Here is a 17,932-nt window from a genome sequence, read left to right as displayed (position 1 = left end):
ATCGGTTCGATATGGGTGGCGCAAGCGGAAAACGTGCCGGCGCGCTAGCCGGAGTTGTTGCAGATCACCCGGCGCAGCATGCTGCGCAGCGCTTCGACTTCTTCCGTCGAAAAACCGCGGAAATGGCTGGCCATGACCTTGCAAAAGATGGCGGGAAGTTGTGCGGCGAGAGCATGGCCCGCCGGCGTCAGCGTCAAGTCGATCACACGGCGATCGTCGTCGCGGCGCGTGCGCTCGATCAGCCCGCGCTTTTCCATGCGACTCAGCAGGCGCGTAATCGAACCCATGTCGGTGCTAAGTTCACGGCCCAGATCAGTGACCGTGCTGGCGCGCCCGGAAGAAATCATGGTCAGGCAACTCGCCTGCGCATGCGTGATGTCCAGATTGCTCACCTCTTGCTCGATGCTGTGGGCGAGCGTGTTCCTGGCGCGGGATATCAGATACCCCACGCTTTCGCCCATGACGTAGCGCTCCGGGTCAAACAAATCATTGGAAGAAGTGGCGGACGGGTCCGGTGACATCATTTGCCTCTGCAATCTTTGCTCTGACAAATATATGTGTGTGTTTAACTATCCGCAAGGATGGAAATTCGTCATTTCTGTTTTGGAAATAATTAACGCACAGTTTGGGCAGGTTTGAAGCAAGGCGTGCCGCGCTGCAGCATGCTATAATGTTGGGTTACTTCAGATTTCTGCACAGCGAGCTGCAATGACCCGCGCCATCCGTAATATCGCCATCATCGCCCACGTCGATCATGGCAAGACCACTCTGGTCGACCAACTCCTGCGCCAGGCAGGCACCTTCCGTGACAACCAGCAGGTTGCAGAGCGGGTGATGGACTCGAACGACCTGGAAAAGGAACGCGGGATCACGATTCTCGCGAAAAACTGTGCTGTCGAGTACAACGGCACCCACATCAACATCGTCGATACCCCGGGGCACGCCGACTTTGGTGGCGAAGTGGAGCGCGTGCTGTCGATGGTTGACGGCGTGCTGCTGCTGGTGGACGCCGTCGAAGGTCCGATGCCGCAGACCCGCTTCGTGACCCGCAAGGCGCTGGCGCTGGGCCTGAAGCCGATCGTGGTGGTCAACAAGATCGACCGCCCGGGCGCACGCCCGGACTGGGTGATCAACCAGACCTTCGATCTGTTCGACAAGCTGGGCGCCACCGACGAGCAACTCGACTTCCCGGTGATCTACGCCTCGGGCCTGAACGGCTTTGCCGGCCTGACCGAAGATGTTCGCGACGGCGACATGAAGCCGCTGTTCGAAACCGTGCTGGACAAGGTGCCGGTGCGTGACGACGATCGCGACGGCCCGCTGCAGCTGCAGATCATCTCCCTGGACTACTCCAGCTACGTCGGCAAGATCGGCGTGGGCCGCATCTCGCGTGGCCGCGCTCGCCCGCTGCAGGACGTGGTGGTCAAGTTTGGCCCCGAAGGCAACCCGATCAAGGGCCGCATCAACCAGGTGCTGAAGTTCCAGGGCCTGGAGCGCGAGATCGTGCCAGAAGCCGAAGCCGGCGACATCGTGCTGATCAACGGTATCGAAGAACTGGGTATCGGCTGCACCGTGTGCGCGCCGGACGCCCAGGACGCGCTGCCGATGCTGAAGGTCGACGAGCCGACGCTGACCATGAACTTCTGCGTCAACACCTCGCCGCTGGCCGGCCGTGAAGGCAAGTTCGTGACCAGCCGCCAGCTGCGCGAGCGCCTGGATCGCGAACTGAAGTCGAACGTGGCGCTGCGCGTGGCAGATACCGGCGACGACACCATCTTCGAAGTGTCGGGCCGTGGTGAACTGCACCTGACCATCCTGCTGGAAAACATGCGCCGCGAAGGCTACGAGCTGGCCGTGTCGCGTCCGCGCGTGGTGTTCAAGGAAATCGACGGCGTCAAGAACGAGCCGTACGAACTGCTGACCGTGGACGTCGAAGACAGCCACCAGGGCGGCGTGATGGAAGAGCTGGGCCGCCGCAAGGGCGAACTGCTCGACATGGCCTCGGACGGCAAGGGCCGTACCCGCCTCGAATACCGCATTCCGGCCCGTGGCCTGATCGGCTTCCAGGGCGAGTTCCTGACGCTGACGCGAGGCACCGGCCTGATCAGCCACATCTTCGACGACTATGCGCCGGTGCGTGAAGGCGGCCTGGGCGAGCGCCACAACGGCGTGCTGATCTCGCAGGACGACGGCGATGCCGTGGCCTACGCGCTGTGGAAGCTGCAGGATCGCGGCCGCATGTTCGTCAAGCCGGGCGATGCGCTGTACGAAGGCATGATCATCGGCATCCACAGCCGCGACAACGACCTGGTCGTGAACCCGATCAAGGGCAAGCAGCTGACCAACGTGCGTGCATCGGGTACCGATGAAGCCGTGCGCCTGGTGCCGCCGATCCAGATGTCGCTCGAGTATGCGGTGGAATTCATTGCCGACGACGAACTGGTCGAGCTGACGCCGAAGAGCATCCGCCTGCGCAAGCGCCACCTGAAGGAGCACGAGCGCAAGCGTGCTTCCCGCGAAGGCGCATAAGCGCTGCCGTGCTGAAAAAAACCGCGCTTCAGGGCGCGGTTTTTTTTTTGATGGACTCTCTAGACGCGACCATGTGTGCTGGCCTCGCGGGGTTGCGCGGGAGGGTTTCTCGAGGTAGGGAATCACGTGGGCCGAATGACGACAGGAAAGTCAGTTCTGTGTGTCATCGCGCAAGGGTCAAGGAACGATTTGCCGCGCCGTAGACCAGCAGGACGGCCGGCTGGGCCGTCCTTTTACTCCGGAGAGCCCATGTTTCGCAACACTACTATCGGAGCCAGATTGTGGTTTCTGGTTGTCGTCACAAATATCCTGCTGCTCATCGTTGGCGCAGTGGGCATGATCGGCATGTCGCGCAGCAATGACGCCACGCGCGAGATCTACGAGCATCAGTTGATCGCGGCCATGCACCTGGCCGATGCCCGTTCCAATCAGCTGCTCGTGCGCGTGCTGCTGGACCAGGCAACCCTTGCCAAGGATCCCGCCGACGCGCGAGCGCGCGCCGAGACCGCGCAGGGCTTTGCGAAGAGTTCGGAGGCTGCGTGGAAGGCCTACCTCGCATTGCCGCGCGCGCCAGAGGAAGCGAGCCTGACGCAGGACGTGACGGCCAAGCGCGACGCGCTGTTTTCGCAGGGGGTCGCGCCGATGATTGCGGCGTTGAACGCCGGCGATCGCGAGGCGATGATGACCGCAGTGCTCGAAACCATCCCGAAGCTCGACATTGCCTTCACCGCAGTCAGTGCCGATCTCAATCGTGCGCAAGTCGCCGGTGCGCGTCGGGTCTATGAGGCATCGCAGCAGCGCTACAGCATGCTTTTGGCCGGGGCGGCGGTGGTGCTCGTTGCGGGGCTGGCGTTCAGCACGGTGGTGGCATGGCGCCTGCGCCGGTCCATCGTCAGGCCGCTGGATTTTGCCATTGCGCGCTTCGAGCGCATGGCAGGCGGCGACCTGAGCGGGAGGGCGGGCGACGGCGGCATGATGGCCGATGAGCGGGCGCGCAGCGAGACCAGCCGGATGCTGGGCATGCTGGCGCGCATGCAGTCGAGCCTCGTCGCCATGGTTGGCCAGGTGAGCGGCGGTGCGGATTCGATTGCCGCGGCGAGCCGACAGATCGCCGGTGGCAATGCGGACTTGTCGCAGCGCACCGAGCAGCAGGCCGCGTCACTGGAGCAAACCGCGTCGAGCATGGAAGAACTGACCGGTACGGTGCGCCAGAACGCCGACAGCGCGCGCGAAGCCGCTACGCTGGCCAACGAAGCCACCACGCTTGCCGAACGTGGCAGCGAAGCGGTGGCGCGGGTCGTGCATACGATGCAGTCCATCGACGCGAGTTCGGGCAAGATCGTCGACATCATCGACGTGATCGAGAAGATCGCTTTCCAGACCAATATCCTTGCGCTGAACGCCGCGGTGGAAGCCGCGCGTGCCGGAGAGCATGGGCGCGGCTTCGCCGTGGTGGCCGGCGACGTGCGCGACCTCGCGCAGCGCTGCGCGGGCGCATCGAAGGAGATCCGCGGGCTGATCGGCAAGTCGGTGGCCAACGTGCGCGAGGGTACTGGGATGGTGGATGACGCAGGCCGCGCCATGCAGGACATCGTCGATGCGGTGCGGCGGGTCGGTGCGCTCATCCGCGACATCAGCGCGGCATCTGACGAACAGTCCAATGGCATCGAGCAGGTGAACCTGGCGGTCTCGCACATGGATGGCATGACGCAGCAGAACGCAGCGCTGGTGGAGCAGGCCGCGGCGGCCGCTGCGTCGCTGCAGGATCAGGCGCAACGACTGATGGCACTGATGTCGACGTTCAGGCTTGCATGATGGCGGCATGAAGGCGTGTGCGGATGCCGCACACGCAGGCGTTGCCGCGAGAATGATCGGCGTAGAATCGCGGCTTGCATTCGCGTAGGAGAGCAACATGACTGACTTCGTCACGACGGAAGTCCAGGGTGGCATTGGCTACCTGACGCTGAACCGGCCGCAGGCGCTCAACGCGCTCTCGCTGGACATGATTCGTGCCATGACCCAGGCACTGCGTGCATGGGCCGATGCACCGGAGGTCGTAGCCGTGGTGGTGGCAGGGGCCGGCGGCAAGGCTTTCTGCGCAGGCGGCGACATCCGCTATTTCCACAAGGCCTCGCATGAGGGCGATCCGCTGCTCGACCAGTTCTTTGTCGAGGAATATGCCCTCAACTTCCTGATTCACCGTTACGCCAAGCCGTATATCGCGCTGATGGATGGCGTGGTCATGGGCGGCGGCATGGGCATTTCGCAAGGTGCGCGCCTGCGCCTCGTCACCGACCGCACCAAGATGGCCATGCCCGAAACCAATATCGGGCTGTTCCCGGACGTGGGCGGCGGCTGGTTCCTCGCGCGCACGCCGGGCCGCATCGGCGAATACCTGGGCTTGACCGGCACCGTGATCCACGCGGCCGATGCCCTGTATGCCGGACTGGCTGATGCCTATCTGCCGGGCAATGTGCTGGCTGAAGTGGCGAACGACCTGCGTGCGCGAACGTTCGGCAACGGCCACGCCGTGCTTGACCACATCGCCACGTTCACGCAGCAGCATCGTGAGGCCTGCGTGCCGGCGCAAAGCCAGCTCGCCGGCCTGTCGGCGCAGATTGACCACCTCTTTAGCGGCGCAACGATGGTCGACATCCTGGCCGCGATCAGCGATGCGCCGGGCGACTGGGCCGCTCACACGGCCGCGATGCTGCGCAGCCGCTCGCCGTTGATGCTTCATGTGTCGCTGGAGCAGATCCGGCGCGCGCGCACGATGTCACTGGATGACGAGCTTCGCATGGAACTCGACATGATGCACTACGTGTTCCGCAACGGCGACGGCGTGGAAGGCATTCGTGCGCTGGCCATCGACAAGGATCACCAGCCGCGTTGGCAGGATGCGCGCATCGACGAGGTAAGGCGCGAGAAGGTGCTGTCGTTCTTCGACAGCCCATGGCGCACGGAAGATCATCCGCTGGCGAGCCTCGCCTAGTAAAGTGGGTGCGCCGCGCGGCTCTGCGGACTCGGGTAGAGTGAAGGCTGGATCGGCGCCAGGCAGGCCATGTGATCCATGGGGCCAAGGCTGTTCCGCTTCATTCGAACCACACAGTTGAAGGAGTCGTGATGAGCAATCCTCGAGATGTCGCTGTATTGGTGGGAAGCCTGCGCAAGGAGTCGTTCAACCGCAAGCTGGCCAAGGTGCTGATTGGTCTGGCGCCGCAGTCGCTGAAGCTGGAGATCGTCGAGATCGGCAACCTGCAGATGTACAACCAGGACCTCGACGCCAGCCCGCCACCCGAGTGGACCGCTTTTCGTGACCGTATCCGCCGTGCCGATGCAGTGCTGTTCATTACGCCCGAGTACAACCGATCGGTGCCCGCGCCGCTGAAAAATGCCATTGACGTCGGATCGCGCCCCTATGGCAGCAGTGCATGGGATGGCAAGCCTGGCGGTGTCATCAGCGTTTCGCCCGGCGCAATTGGCGGCTTTGGCGCCAATCATCACCTGCGGCAGTCGTTGGTGTTCCTGAACGTGCCCGTGCTGCAGCAGCCGGAAGCGTATATCGGCGGGGCGGACAAGCTGTTCAGCGAGCAGGGCGGACTCGCGAACGACTCGACGCGCGGATTCCTCGAAAAATACCTCGCGGCCTACGCCGCCTGGATCGAGCGCAACGCAGCGCCTCGTTGAGGCGGCAATCGCCTGCGGGCGCGGGTCGCAGCGCAAACGCGCGCTGTGGCCTATACTCTTGACCTTTCCCGCGTAGACCCGATGCCGGTGCCCGCAGAACTGCCTGGGCCGGCACATGAGCGCGTATCGCGGCCGCTTTGCCGGCCACCTCCGCTCAGCAACAAGTCATTCATCCATGAAGCCAAGCCCACGCCGCATCTCGGTTGCACCGATGATGGACTGGACCGATCGCAATTGCCGAATGTTCCATCGCCAACTCAGCCGCCACACCTGGCTGTATACGGAAATGGTGACGACCGGCGCGCTGCTGCATGGCTACGTGCCGCGGCATCTGGACTTTGATGCCGCGGAGCATCCTGTGGCCTTGCAGTTGGGCGGTAGCGAGCCGGCCGACCTTGCCGTGGCGGCGCGCCTTGGTCAGCAGTGGGGATACGCGGAAGTAAACCTCAATTGCGGCTGCCCGTCCGAGCGCGTGCAACGGGGCGCGTTCGGTGCCTGCCTCATGGCAGAGCCGCAACTCGTGGCCGACTGCGTGAAGGCGATGCGCGACGCCGTGTCGATCCCGGTGACCGTCAAGCACCGCATTGGCATCGACAAGGTCGAGCACTACGAATTTGTCCGTGATTTTGTCGGCACGGTGGCGCAGGCCGGCTGCGAGACCTTCATCGTGCATGCGCGCAATGCGATCCTGAAAGGCCTGAGCCCGAAGGAAAACCGCGAAATTCCGCCGCTGAGGTACGAAGTGGCTTACCGCTTGAAAAGGGATTTCCCGCAACTGGAAATCCTGATCAACGGCGGCATCGTCAGCTACGACGACATGGCGGCCCACCTGGAGCATGTCGACGGCGTAATGATCGGACGCGAAGCCTATCACCAGCCTTATGTGCTCGCCGAAATGGATGGCCGTTTCTACGGCGATGCCGATGCGCCGGTGCCGTCGCGGCTGGAGGTGGAGCTTGCCATGCAGCGCTATATCGGCGAGCTGGTGGAACGTGGCGGATACATGGGGGCGGTGACTCGCCACATGCTGGGTCTGTACCGCGGCATCGCGGGTGGCCGTGGCTGGCGGCGCGTGCTGTCCGACGCCAAGCGGATGTCCGCAGCCCGCGCGCGGAGCGACGTAGATGCAATCTTCGCAGAGGCGCGTTCGCATCTGCATTCCACCGAGCACGCGGAGGCAAACCAACGCGTCGCCGCATAGGCGATTACTGCAAACAGTGCCAGGAAACTTGTGGAGTAAAAACTCTAATTCCGAACGGCGAACCTATGCATAGGGCGCTTCGGGTAGCGCGTGCGGCACATGTGCCCAGCCACTGCCCGGAAAGCCGCGCCAGGAAAGGGATTCCCCTAATTAGCCGAGGGCAGGCGCTTTCATACACTGTGCCTGCCCTCGAATACAGGGCTTTCTTCAACTGATTATTCAGCCCGCATTGCGGGCTGTTTTTTTAGTTGCCCGGCTGCGACGTTCGGTTAACCCGAATGGTGCCGGGCGAGGCTGCCAGCTACAGTGCAACGGCCTTCAGGGCATTTGAGATCGCAAAAGTTGAGAGTCCGCGCTGCGGGCTCTTTTTTTTTGACTCGTACCGAGCAGGCTGTTGGATGCAACTGTGACGGCAGAGTTCCTCCGGCGGCAACTATTTGCTTGTGTGGCTGACGCCGACATCAACCGTACCATAGGTGGTGATACTTGAGCCGCCACCCTCTGCCCCGCCGCCAGCGCATGCGGCCAGCATGATCGCCAGCAACGCTGTCATCGCCATCCCGGATATCTGTTTCACTACCACCTCCACAAAGCTAATACACGGCAGTGTTTGGCAAATGACTGGGCTCCTGGGTTCCGCGCCAGCAAGCTGTTCAATCCAAAAAAAAGCAGGCGGCTCTCCGAGAGGCCGCCCGGTGGGAAGGTCGAGGGGGGTCAATGTCCCTCGCGTAAAAGTATCCTTGCGCCGGAGCAGCCGTTGAACCCTGCATCAGTAGGGGCTGCGTAGAGCATATCTACGCTCGAATCGGATGTCCGGTGCGAGTGGCAAGGCCGCGTCTCATTGTGCGGGTGACCGTGATACGATCGGCGGCGACATGGAAGCGAAGCCGTGTTTTTGTCAATTCAATCGCTGGAATGAGGTGGCTGTGGTGGATGACCAGACGTCGTTCGGGGTCGTGTTCGAGGACTTCCGGTTGGTTTGGGTGGCCGAGCAATTGCAGGATGGCAAATGGACGGCCCGCTATTGCTGGCGCCTGGGCACGACCGAGGCAGCGGGCAGGGCGCTCCAGGAAGACGCGCTCAATGGAAAATCGCGCCGGCTCCTGGGGCAGTACGATACCGAGGCCGAAACCATCGAAGCGATCAAGCAGGCGGTGCTGCTGGAGGCAAAATGGTCGCCTCGCCGTTGACGATGCTGGGCCTCGAAAAAATTTTGTGCGGGATACTAGCCATAACGAAAAGTAGTTTGTATAATCTTGTTTTTCGTCGATCAGCGCTTCGCTGATGACCTCTACGGTGGCTGTAGCTCAGTTGGTAGAGTCCAGGATTGTGATTCCTGTCGTCGTGGGTTCGAGTCCCATCAGCCACCCCAAAGAATTCCCTTACAAATCAGGCGCTTAGGCGCCTGTATTTGTTTCTCGGGGAAGAATCGGGGAAGAAAACGCCGATTCCAGCCGCGACATCTCCAGGTCATCCTGCCCGCCATCTACCCATTTGGCGTAGGTCCGCAGGAACATTTCCACGCTGTGCCCCAACTGCTTCGCACAAAATGCCGGCGTCATGCCGGCCATCAGCATCGCCGTCGCGTAAGTGTGCCGCATGTTGTACGGCCGGCGGTACCGAATGCCTAGCAGCTTCAGCGCCGGAGTCCAATAGCTGCGGCGGAACGCGCGCTCATCCGCCCACGCGATGTGGTAGCGTGGATCCTCGAATACCGCACCACCGCCAGCCTGGGTGTACTGCCGCTGTCGGTGGAGCGCCGCGCGCGCCCGACTGTTCAGTTTCACAGCGCGGGCCGTATTGGTCTTGGTGTGGTCCTTGTGCAGCCCCCGCACGACTGCTTCGGCTACCAGCACCGTGCCGCTGGCTAGGTCGATGTTCGGCCAGCGCAGACCGACGATTTCCGACGTGCGCATGCCGGTCCAGAACCAGAACTCGACGAGGTTGAATACCTGCTCGGGATAACGCCCGGCGATGTGCCCGATAATCTTCTCGGACTCGTCCCGGCTGAACGGGTCCGGCGGTTCCTTCTGGTGCTTGGCACGCTTGACTCCGGTCGCCGGATTCTCCGTTAGCAGCTTGTCGCTCACGGCCAGGTCCAGCGCTTCGCGCAGCACCGACACGTAGTTGTTGATCGTCTTGCCACTCAGATCCGGCCGGCTGGCTAGCGCTTTGAGGATGTGGCTGGTGCGTAGGCCCGACAGCGCCACTTCGCCCAGTAGCTTGCCACCCTCGGTGTACGCCGCACCCTTCCAGAAACGGATGGCGCTGGTGTAGCCAGCCTTGGTACTTGGCTCGATGCGCTGCGCACCCAGCCATGTATCCAACTGTCCGGCGACGTTGTGCGCCGAAGCGACACCGCTGGCTGGGAAGTACTCAGCCAACGAGAACATGCCATGCCGGATGCGGTCCCGGATCTCCACTGCCAGTCGCTTCGCATATTTGACGTTGGCAGGCGTCGGCAGCATAGGCTTGCCGTCCACCATGAGCGTGTGTTTTTGCGACTTGCCATCCAGCGTAAAGGACAGCCGGATGCTGGTGGCGCGAATCTCTACGCCGTTGCCCCTTCTACCCATCGTACATACCCCTTCAAGTTGACAAACAATCCGCCATCTGGCGAGCGGCGATACTCACGTCCTTCCACCCACTTGCCGTCCTCGATCTTCCGGCGGATGGCCTTCTCGGATAGGCCGGTGATGACCGCTGCCAGCGCCACAGTCACGTACTGGGCAGGCGTGACACTCGGTGTGGCTGCACTCATTGGGCACCTCGATCGCTCGAAGCGTTATCGAATTCCTCCGCCTCGTAGCGCTGCACGCGTGCAGGATCGCACTTGTACGGCAGGCCGTTTTGCCCAGTTAGGCGCAGGCCTTCGTCGGTTGCTTCCCAGTGCGGCACGTCTTTGCAGTCCACGATCGTTTGGCTTCTAGATCGGACGCGAAGAGCGGTGGTGATTCCCATCAAATATTTTTCTCGGGTGCTTAAGATCGCCGCGTATGGCGGCAGGTAAAAAAATAGGGTTCCCAATTTTCCTAATTAGGACGGTGGTATCCGACTCGGCGTCGTCGTGGGAGGAGGGGCCAATGCCGCCGACGTCAAACCCGATGATGGACTGGGGTGTACTGAGGGCTTGGCTTCGTTGTTGTGCAAGGATTTGCCGGTTACTCGTTTCATGTAGCACCGGTCCTCAGTCACAGAGCTGTGCGCATTCCTTCTGGGCGGCTGCACGTCGATCGTCAATGTGTTTCGCCAGGTATTGAGCGTGCACGCCCTTCGCGCTCATCTTGGAGCTCTCGATGCGGACAACGGGTAAGCGGATTTCACCTTGACCAATCTTGCGGAGCAACTTCCCGGCGCTCAGGTGCGGAAAGTAGTCCCTGGCCACGACGTCTCTCGGGGCGACAACGGTCGCGCCATACTGTGCCAGCAACAGGAAAACGGTGGTCATTTCACCCTTGTACATGCGAGTTAATTCGGAAAGAGGTTGACGGTTAAGTTGGCAGTGAAGTCGTGACGGCCTTCATTAAGCGGATAATGTGAGCCTGGCTATACGCCTGCCAATTCCCGTGTTGGGATGGTTTGTGCCATCCAGTTAGTCGTGAACATGATTCAAATGCCCGTCAGTCCACTGAGGACGCACTATAGCGGTCGAGGCAGAAGCAACTCAAATTTTGATTCTGTAAATTTGCGAGCGTGGCTAACTGGCAACATCGATAAAAATGACGCGGAGTTCATCGCGAATGCGAATCGGCGTCAGACAATTTTTCGACCGTCGTGGCAGCCGCCAGCCTTGAATGAGAGTCGACTGGAAACACAGGGGCCACCGAGTGTTCTGATTGCAGTGATATCAGTGGACGGGTCGATATTTAATTGGATGAACTGGATAACGAGGAGGTGAGTAGAAAATGTTGTATGGCCTAGGCTTCAGGTGCGTGGTTGGAGGTCGTGGAGATTTGGAATGTACGAAGTCGATGGAAGCGGAGGGTATATTGAAAATACGTACTCCTGTATTTTCGATACACGCTAGCCGACGCACCTGAAGTGTCTTATCTTAAAATCGAAACTGAGCCACTGCGGCGATAAAGCGACATCGTGTCTGACGCGTGATCTGCCAAGAGAGTTGAATACCCCCTCTCGTGAGGGTGGGCCAGTCAACACCGACACCCGCAGTTATTGATCACGTTGCTAACACATGGGCTGAAGCCGACTCGCCGTCAATCCCAAACGGTGAATTATCGTCCCGGAAGGGTTCTAGGAATTTCAAGGCTTCCGGTGCGAAAGGTAGCGGGCCGCCGCGACTGCGGATTTCCATAGCGCGACGGCCGGTAAGAAATATCCATAAATGGTTCCACGGACGCCAAAGCAAAAACCTTCCACGAAATCATGCATCTGGGTTGCTCCAAAAGTAACGCAGTGTCGAAACGGATCTAGGTCGGAAGTTGGCCGCCATCTGAGGCTTGCCACAGAGGCCTGAGGATTCGGGCGCGTGCCGCTGTGATGTCCATTTTGCAGACGACCCCTGCGCTGCCACTGGCGGAGCGGTCAAGCATGATGTCAACTGCGGTTCTGAGGATGGCCGCGGCGTTGGCCACTGGCTCAGGTCCAATGAGGTCGGCGACGGCCGGTGCCGTCAGATTCGTGGCGAACCTGGCGGAGGACTCGGTGAGCCATGATGAGACGAAACGCGTCATCGTCGGGCGGTCAAATGCAGGAAATAGCAGCTTGTCAGTGAATCGTCCGCCGCGCACCGCTGCGGGATCGAGCAACTCCGGATGGTTCGTCGCCGCGATCCAGAGAATGTCCTTGATCTGACCGCCGGCGCCGTCCATCGCAGTCAGCAGGTGGTTTCGCAACGATCTGTCAGCGGCATGGGCGCGGAGCCCGAGCAAATCATCCGCTTCATCGACGAAAATGATGACTGGGCGGATATCCTTGGCGCGACGCAGCAATCGGTCTATAGCGTCCGGATTAGGCAGGCTGCCGCCTGTGGTTTGAAGCAGGGCCCAGCCTGTGCTCTTCGCCAGCGCTTGGACGGCCTTGCTTTTCCCGGTGCCGGGCTCCCCGGCGAGTAGCAGGCCCGTCGGAACCGATCCGCCAAGTGCCTCGATGCGGGCCGAATTGACCATCCGACGGGCTAACCCTGTCAGATACGCGCACACGTTTGGCGTTTGAATGAGCTCGCCCAGCGTCACCGCCGATTCCGGCAAGACATCGCCGAGCGTGCCCTGGACCTTCCGTAACGCAGCGCTCCATTCGTCGAAGCTGTAGACGGCCTCCGGCACATCGCCATGCTGCTTGAGCACCTCCTCGCAGACTCTCGCAAGCCGCGCCGCGCTGAATCCTTCCCAGCGCGCCGCGAGAATTTCTGCTGCGTCATAGTTGAACTCGGCATGGTCGAGTGCGCAGGCGACCCGGGTCAGCATGATGGCAAGGCGGGCATCTTTGTCTGGCGGCGGAACTTCCACTTTGTAATCGAATCTCCCCTCACGAACGCCAGCAGCATCGAGTTTGTTCAGATGGTTTGTCGCGGCGATCACGACCACGCCTTTGCCCCGAACATCGACGAGACTGGTGAGCAAGGCATTGGTGATCCGGGCCGATTCGCTATCCCCGTTCACAACAGAGCTTCGGTCGATCAGACAGGAATCGACCTCGTCGAAAAACAGGATGCAAGGCGCTTGCGCGACAGCAGAGGTGAAGACCTGCTGTAGCTGCCCCGTCGTTTCATTGACCCAGCGGCTAACGATGTCGCCGATCGTGACGGGCAGGAAGGGCAATCCCATCTGGCCAGCCAATGCTTCCGCGATCAGCGTCTTGCCCGTACCCGGCTCGCCATGTAGCAGGATGCCGTTCATGGAACTCCGCTGTCCGGGCTGTGCATGACAAATCTCTCGTGCGATCGACAGAAGTTCGACCTTCAGCTTGCTCATGCCCAACACGTCGTCAAAGGTCTTGCTGGTCCGGCGAGACGGATAAGTGGGCCGCTGCGCTGGCCGAGGATCATGGGCTTCGGTCGAGTCCTGTGGGCCCTGGCGCGTCTTCCTGGTGGAAGTCTCATCCTCCAGTCGGCCTTGCGCGGCGGCCAGCCAGACCAGGACGGCGGTGCCCAAGAGCAGCCCCACGACAATGGGGTCCAGGTCCCGATTCACGACGGCTGTCGTAGCCAGAAGCAATGAAGCCACAATGGAAGCGCAGAAGCGCTCTCCCATTGCGCTCGCACCGAGGTCGAGGAAGACGATGACCAATGCCGCGACAGCTAGTACCGCGAGCACGATCAGGCGCGTTGAGTCGCGCAGCGGTTGGTAAGCTGAAGCGACCGCTGCTGCCGTTGCCGTTACCAGGAGTGCTGTTTGGATTTTTGCTAGCGTAGTCATACTGTTCGGCCGCGTAAGTTTTCGGTGGCGTACCACCTCGTGGGGCTTACTGACCAGAAGGTCCCGACGGAGGCGGGTCAGAAGCGCGACCGAGCCGTCTCGGGCCATCTAATCGCTCCCGGTCCATGATTAGTAAGCATTCCGTGGGCGGTGTCAGAGACATCGCTCCCTCGCTTGCTTTTGACGGCAATCCGGCGGGCTCGCAGCCTTCTCCACCGCAGAGGTCGTGGGAGGAGTGGCGGCCAATGACAGGCAGCGGTAGATGGCGATGACCAACAACAGCATGCTGAGCATCAAGAAGCCACACGCACGGTCTCTCGCATCAGTCATGAATCGAACCCGGTGAATGGCGTCGAGCGAAGAGATAGGCGGGCCGCATCTGCCACCAGATGAGGCCCGACATGATCGGCCAGACCAACCAACGCGGCCCGAGTTCTGCACACCAGGCCTCGATTTCGCAGCGGCGTTGGTATGCTGCGTCGATCGCCGGTAGGGGGCGGGTTGGATCTCGCCGCTGCTGATCCTTAACGAAACGTAGATACTTCTTTTCGCGGCCATCGCCTCGACCGCGCAGCATGGCCGGCACGCTCCGACGGTCATGGCACGCGTAGTCGGCCATATGCATGCTGGTGCCATGCGTCGGTGTCCGAGGAGGATCTGCAAGTCGCATCGTATAATTCCTGTGGGAAAGGTGCCGACTGTGACAGGTCTCGCCGCCATCGCAACAATTTGACCCGGTGCCATGTCCAGCACCGACCAAGTCTGTCTGGGGCATGTAGTAATGGGCTGAGGATCAGAGGCGGCCGCTGGCCCGTGCTCAGAGCACGAAAAGTACTGCAAAAGGACGTCAATGCGCCAAGGCGAGCCGAATCCGGCCGTCAAACCCAACGGTAGAAAATTGTTGTCGTCCGATAGACGTACGCTAGTGGTACTGTTTTGAGCGAGCCGTATGACGATGTGGGAATGCGAGCGTGGTCGCGCTGCTGGGGAAGTCCAGGTGAGAGTTCGCACCATTCCGTAACGAAGAGCGCTCGCGCAATGTGAGACTTCTTATGGGTCGAGGTTTTGGCTTGGGAGCGGGAAGGTGATAGGTCGGAAAATAGACGGAAATAGAGGTATCCGGAGAGCCGCTGCTGGCTTGGCTTTGCGGGCAATTTCGCGCAAAGAGTAACGATAGATCCATGTGGCTAACCGTACCGCCACCAGAGGCTATTGGCGATCCGCTGAGCAAATATCCTTCCGACATGGGTGGTGATCACCGTCCAAGGCGTCTCGCTGCGGCGTAGGGGCCTACTCCTTTCTTATGCGCTTGTATCGGCAGCCGACAGTGATGAGTTTGCCATCTGCGACGACGGCATAGGCGTCAAGGTATTCGCTGAGCCGGCCAATGAGGCCGCCGGCATACGCGAGGACTCGTGCGCGGGCCCGGCGGTCGAAGAACAGAATTTCGGTGCCACGGACATTTGGCCGACGGGCTCCGAACTGATCCAGCAAGTCAATTACGAGCGGTGGAACGCCGCGTTGTTGGCTTCGAATTGCTGAGTGCGCCGTCAGGTTTAGTCGCGGACCGAGGCCTACATTGCTGGCCTTAGGTTGGCATTCTGTGGCGTCTACTGCATCTTCCTTCGGCGTGGTGTCTTCCTTCGTGTTGGGCGTGGACAGAGCATGGCGAAGTACATCCGGATAGCAACAATTCGCATGAAGCGTTTATCGAGTGAAGCTTGGTCTTGCGAAGGGGCGTCGTCCCTAAGCTACATGCCCATTCTGGCTGTGAGAGATTCGCATCCATGGGCTTGGGCAGGTCCGGCCGGTTCCATATGGATGATAGCGCCCTGGTCAGTTATCGGCGGCTCTGCACGCCTCCGCCGTAGTCTTCGGGTTGCGTAGAGCGAGACAGTGCGCTGCACGATTGCCTCTCCCACCAAGCGACGAGTCTAATGCACCGAACGCAGGTCCTTCTTGCGGCCAAAAGGGCGCCAGTAAGGTAAAAAGCTCATCGCGCGAAAGGGTGTAGCGTTCCAGCAATGAGCTGCGGATAACGTCGAGTGCGGGGCGGAAACGACCGACCAGGGATATGGTTGCTTCGTATTCCTGGTTGGCTAGCATTTCCACGTAAGCCTGTTCTTCCTGGCTGAGAACCGGTTTGTTCGAGCCATCGCGATACAGAGTGAGGTCGACCGGTGCCTTCTTGAGGCCGAAAGGCGCGAAGCCAAGTTGACCGACCATGTTCGCCAGAATCTGTGTCGCGGACTTGATGTCGCCGAGCGCCCCGTTGGAAATCAGTTTGTCGCCATAGACCACCGACTCGGCCGCGCGGCCGCCATAAAGGCCGCGCACTTGCCACAGGAGGTCTTCTTTAGTGTAGAGCGGTACCTCATGATCGGTGCGCAGGGCATAGCCCAGCGCACCCATATGGGAAACCGATTCCACCGATATTTTCTGGGTCTGCTCCAAAGCGCGCGCCTCGTCGAGCGATTTGCCAGCTTCGGCATGTCGCAGCACGCTGGCCAGGAAATGCCCGGCCTCGTGCGTGGCAACAATCTCCCGCTTGTCCTCCTGGTCCATCATCTGGCCGCGGTCTGTTAGCCCGATCATCGTGCGCTCGAAGGCACGCATCAGAATCCTATTGCTGAGTGGTGAGCGCTCCCGGATTGCGATCAGCGAGGCATTGTCTACAACCATTTCGAGGTGGGCTGGCGACAGCCTGGAGGTGGCCGCGGCGAGGGCCTTGTAGTCGAGATCGCTCTCTTTGACGGAATCGTCGCGACGGGCAAGGAAGTGACAAATCAGAGCCTCCCGTTCAAGGTGATTGGGAAGCCGGAAATTGACCTTGGTGCGGAATCGGCGTAGTACAGCATCGTCCAGAGAGGACGTATGCTGATCGAAATTACTCGCAATGACCCAGATTATGTTCTTGTCATTCCTGGAGCCCACGCCGTCCAGGATCGAGAGCAGGGCGTTTGGTGCAGCGTCGTCGTGGCGTCGACCGTTTTGAGTCGAGCGCTGCATGAGCAGACTCTGGCCCTCATCGAGAAACACAATGCATTGGCCAATCCGATTGGCGCAGCGGTTGAGCTTGTCCAACGTCCGGGCGCCCCCTCCAATCAGGCCGGTCTCCAGTCGCGATGCATCCATATAGAGCAGCGGGACGTTCAACCGCTTGGCCAGAGCGGACGCCATTTTTGTCTTTCCGGTACCCGCGGGACCTGTAAGCAAGACATTCCAAGTGCGGGTAATACCATGCCGTTCGAAAGTACTCCGCTGCTCCCAGAGATCGGCCAGTTGGAAAATCTCGTCCTTGATGTCGTCACTGCCAATGAGATCGTCCATCGAGACGGCGAGGTCCTTTGGCTGAATTACCCGAAACGGTTTTGGCCGGAACAGAAAGTGTTGAGCGACGAGGAAGGTCATCATGCACAAAAGCATCGTGCTCAGGAGCGATGAGAAATTGATCTTGTTCTCGCTGCTCAGGAAGGCCTCCGGCTCACCGTCGGATTGCTTGAAGCGAATCGGGGTCGTGCCCGCGAATAGGATGGTTTGTTCGAGGGTCTTATAGCTATCCGGAGGCAGAATTGACTTGGAGATGCGCCCATCCTTCCAGTACGTGACGATTGCCACGTTCTCGAAGGCACTGCTTCGGAAGATGTCGAATGATTCGATACCGTCACGATTTGCCAAGATGCTGCCAACCGAGACATCCGTGGCCTGAGCGAGGACGGATCTCCTGTTTTCGGTGTGGAGGGATAAATCCTGGGTCAGCAGGACTGCCGCCACTAGCATCGGGACTAGCGCCGCGAGCATACCGTCCAAGAGTCTTCGCTCATTGACGGACATGCTCCCATAGTCGCGCTTGATTGTCTTGACGGCTCGGCGAATGGCGCCGCGCATTTGGGAGAGGTTCAGCACGTCGGGCTCTGTTGTTGTTGATAAAGAAAATCTACTATCGTTGCCTTTTGACGCAACCATTTAAAATGAGATCCACCCATACGCATAGCTCCCTCGAAGGCGACGAACGTGGTGCCGCGGACCGAGGCTGAAGACAGTTGACAGGGGCCAACCCCAGCGTTGCAAGCCGCGTCGAGTGCGCTCATAGCCAACTGGCTGAGCTTGGGGCGGGTAACGGTTGGATGATGAAGGAAGC

General features: G+C 60.5%; 15 protein-coding genes and 1 tRNA gene. 8 read left to right on the top strand and 8 right to left on the bottom strand.

The window, feature by feature from the left end; genetic code table 11:
• Nucleotides 1-44: 44 nt before the first annotated feature.
• Nucleotides 45-521, bottom strand: a complete 477-nt coding sequence (locus AC3FKG_RS11845) for a MarR family winged helix-turn-helix transcriptional regulator (RefSeq protein WP_488743229.1) — start codon at nt 519-521, stop codon at nt 45-47.
• A gap of 187 nt (nt 522-708) precedes the next feature.
• On the opposite strand from AC3FKG_RS11845, the gene typA reads away from it, so the two are divergent.
• The 7 genes from typA (at nt 709) to AC3FKG_RS11810 (ending at nt 8,789) form a co-directional block, all read left to right on the top strand.
• A complete protein-coding gene (gene typA / locus AC3FKG_RS11840; RefSeq protein WP_342911965.1) occupies nt 709-2,529 on the top strand; it encodes a translational GTPase TypA in 1,821 nt (606 codons plus the stop codon).
• 249 nt (nt 2,530-2,778) lie between these two features.
• Nucleotides 2,779-4,344: a methyl-accepting chemotaxis protein gene (locus AC3FKG_RS11835; RefSeq protein ID WP_488743181.1), complete on the top strand. Its 1,566-nt coding sequence runs from the start codon at nt 2,779-2,781 to the stop codon at nt 4,342-4,344.
• Between the two features lie 97 nt (nt 4,345-4,441).
• Nucleotides 4,442-5,521 carry an enoyl-CoA hydratase/isomerase family protein gene (locus tag AC3FKG_RS11830; RefSeq protein WP_488743180.1) on the top strand — a complete coding sequence of 360 codons (1,080 nt, stop codon included), beginning with the start codon at nt 4,442-4,444 and terminating at the stop codon, nt 5,519-5,521.
• Nucleotides 5,522-5,652: 131 nt separating this feature from the next.
• Nucleotides 5,653-6,216, top strand: coding sequence for an NADPH-dependent FMN reductase (locus AC3FKG_RS11825; protein WP_483708389.1), 564 nt, complete (start codon nt 5,653-5,655; stop codon nt 6,214-6,216).
• 175 nt (nt 6,217-6,391) lie between these two features.
• On the top strand, nt 6,392-7,417 hold the full coding sequence (gene dusA, locus AC3FKG_RS11820) for a tRNA dihydrouridine(20/20a) synthase DusA (protein ID WP_488743228.1): 1,026 nt from the start codon (nt 6,392-6,394) through the stop codon (nt 7,415-7,417).
• Between the two features lie 875 nt (nt 7,418-8,292).
• Complete coding sequence (locus tag AC3FKG_RS11815; protein WP_488743179.1) at nt 8,293-8,607, top strand: hypothetical protein; 315 nt, start codon at nt 8,293-8,295, stop codon at nt 8,605-8,607.
• Between the two features lie 106 nt (nt 8,608-8,713).
• Nucleotides 8,714-8,789: transfer RNA gene (locus AC3FKG_RS11810), tRNA-His, on the top strand.
• 25 nt (nt 8,790-8,814) lie between these two features.
• Here the strand turns inward: AC3FKG_RS11810 and AC3FKG_RS11805 are convergent.
• The 6 genes from AC3FKG_RS11805 to AC3FKG_RS11780 all read right to left on the bottom strand — a co-directional run bounded on the left by AC3FKG_RS11805 (nt 8,815) and on the right by AC3FKG_RS11780 (nt 14,410).
• Nucleotides 8,815-9,993 (bottom strand): tyrosine-type recombinase/integrase, encoded by a 1,179-nt coding sequence (locus AC3FKG_RS11805; RefSeq protein WP_488743178.1) that lies wholly within the window; start codon nt 9,991-9,993, stop codon nt 8,815-8,817.
• The gene (gene xisR / locus AC3FKG_RS11800) at nt 9,969-10,178 is read right to left on the bottom strand and encodes an excisionase family protein (protein ID WP_488743177.1); all 210 of its coding nucleotides are present in this window, start codon (nt 10,176-10,178) and stop codon (nt 9,969-9,971) included. The genes AC3FKG_RS11805 and xisR overlap by 25 nt, the downstream gene beginning before the upstream one ends.
• Nucleotides 10,175-10,378 carry a hypothetical protein gene (locus AC3FKG_RS11795; protein ID WP_488743176.1) on the bottom strand — a complete coding sequence of 68 codons (204 nt, stop codon included), beginning with the start codon at nt 10,376-10,378 and terminating at the stop codon, nt 10,175-10,177. The genes xisR and AC3FKG_RS11795 overlap by 4 nt, the downstream gene beginning before the upstream one ends.
• 226 nt (nt 10,379-10,604) lie before the next feature.
• Complete coding sequence (locus AC3FKG_RS11790; protein WP_488743175.1) at nt 10,605-10,880, bottom strand: pyocin activator PrtN family protein; 276 nt, start codon at nt 10,878-10,880, stop codon at nt 10,605-10,607.
• Nucleotides 10,881-11,844: 964 nt separating this feature from the next.
• The gene (locus AC3FKG_RS11785) at nt 11,845-13,791 is read right to left on the bottom strand and encodes an AAA family ATPase (RefSeq protein ID WP_488743174.1); all 1,947 of its coding nucleotides are present in this window, start codon (nt 13,789-13,791) and stop codon (nt 11,845-11,847) included.
• A gap of 322 nt (nt 13,792-14,113) precedes the next feature.
• Nucleotides 14,114-14,410, bottom strand: a complete 297-nt coding sequence (locus AC3FKG_RS11780) for a hypothetical protein (RefSeq protein WP_488743173.1) — start codon at nt 14,408-14,410, stop codon at nt 14,114-14,116.
• Nucleotides 14,411-15,042: 632 nt separating this feature from the next.
• Here AC3FKG_RS11780 and AC3FKG_RS11775 point away from each other — a divergent pair.
• Nucleotides 15,043-15,333, top strand: coding sequence for a hypothetical protein (locus tag AC3FKG_RS11775; RefSeq protein ID WP_488743172.1), 291 nt, complete (start codon nt 15,043-15,045; stop codon nt 15,331-15,333).
• 294 nt (nt 15,334-15,627) lie between these two features.
• On the opposite strand, the gene AC3FKG_RS11770 is transcribed toward AC3FKG_RS11775, so the two are convergent.
• Nucleotides 15,628-17,697, bottom strand: coding sequence for an AAA family ATPase (locus AC3FKG_RS11770; protein WP_488743171.1), 2,070 nt, complete (start codon nt 17,695-17,697; stop codon nt 15,628-15,630).
• Nucleotides 17,698-17,932 lie beyond the last annotated feature (235 nt).

The sequence above is a fragment of the Cupriavidus sp. 22TCCZM04-2 genome (genome assembly GCF_057798895.1).
The sequence above is the reverse complement of the archived record's forward strand: the minus strand, read 5'-3'. Positions and strand labels throughout refer to the sequence as shown.

Excerpts from the sequence above, each read along its gene's own strand:
- AC3FKG_RS11795 (WP_488743176.1), bottom strand. The coding sequence starts at position 10,378 with ATGGGAATCACCACCGCTCTTCGCGTCCGATCTAGAAGCCAAACGATC.
- AC3FKG_RS11830 (WP_488743180.1), top strand. The coding sequence starts at position 4,442 with ATGACTGACTTCGTCACGACGGAAGTCCAGGGTGGCATTGGCTACCTG.
- AC3FKG_RS11815 (WP_488743179.1), top strand. The coding sequence starts at position 8,293 with ATGGAAGCGAAGCCGTGTTTTTGTCAATTCAATCGCTGGAATGAGGTG.
- xisR (WP_488743177.1), bottom strand. The coding sequence starts at position 10,178 with ATGAGTGCAGCCACACCGAGTGTCACGCCTGCCCAGTACGTGACTGTG.
- AC3FKG_RS11785 (WP_488743174.1), bottom strand. The coding sequence starts at position 13,791 with ATGACTACGCTAGCAAAAATCCAAACAGCACTCCTGGTAACGGCAACG.
- AC3FKG_RS11825 (WP_483708389.1), top strand. The coding sequence starts at position 5,653 with ATGAGCAATCCTCGAGATGTCGCTGTATTGGTGGGAAGCCTGCGCAAG.
- AC3FKG_RS11845 (WP_488743229.1), bottom strand. The coding sequence starts at position 521 with ATGTCACCGGACCCGTCCGCCACTTCTTCCAATGATTTGTTTGACCCG.
- typA (WP_342911965.1), top strand. The coding sequence starts at position 709 with ATGACCCGCGCCATCCGTAATATCGCCATCATCGCCCACGTCGATCAT.
- AC3FKG_RS11790 (WP_488743175.1), bottom strand. The coding sequence starts at position 10,880 with ATGTACAAGGGTGAAATGACCACCGTTTTCCTGTTGCTGGCACAGTAT.
- AC3FKG_RS11805 (WP_488743178.1), bottom strand. The coding sequence starts at position 9,993 with ATGGGTAGAAGGGGCAACGGCGTAGAGATTCGCGCCACCAGCATCCGG.
- AC3FKG_RS11835 (WP_488743181.1), top strand. The coding sequence starts at position 2,779 with ATGTTTCGCAACACTACTATCGGAGCCAGATTGTGGTTTCTGGTTGTC.
- dusA (WP_488743228.1), top strand. The coding sequence starts at position 6,392 with ATGAAGCCAAGCCCACGCCGCATCTCGGTTGCACCGATGATGGACTGG.
- AC3FKG_RS11780 (WP_488743173.1), bottom strand. The coding sequence starts at position 14,410 with ATGGCCGACTACGCGTGCCATGACCGTCGGAGCGTGCCGGCCATGCTG.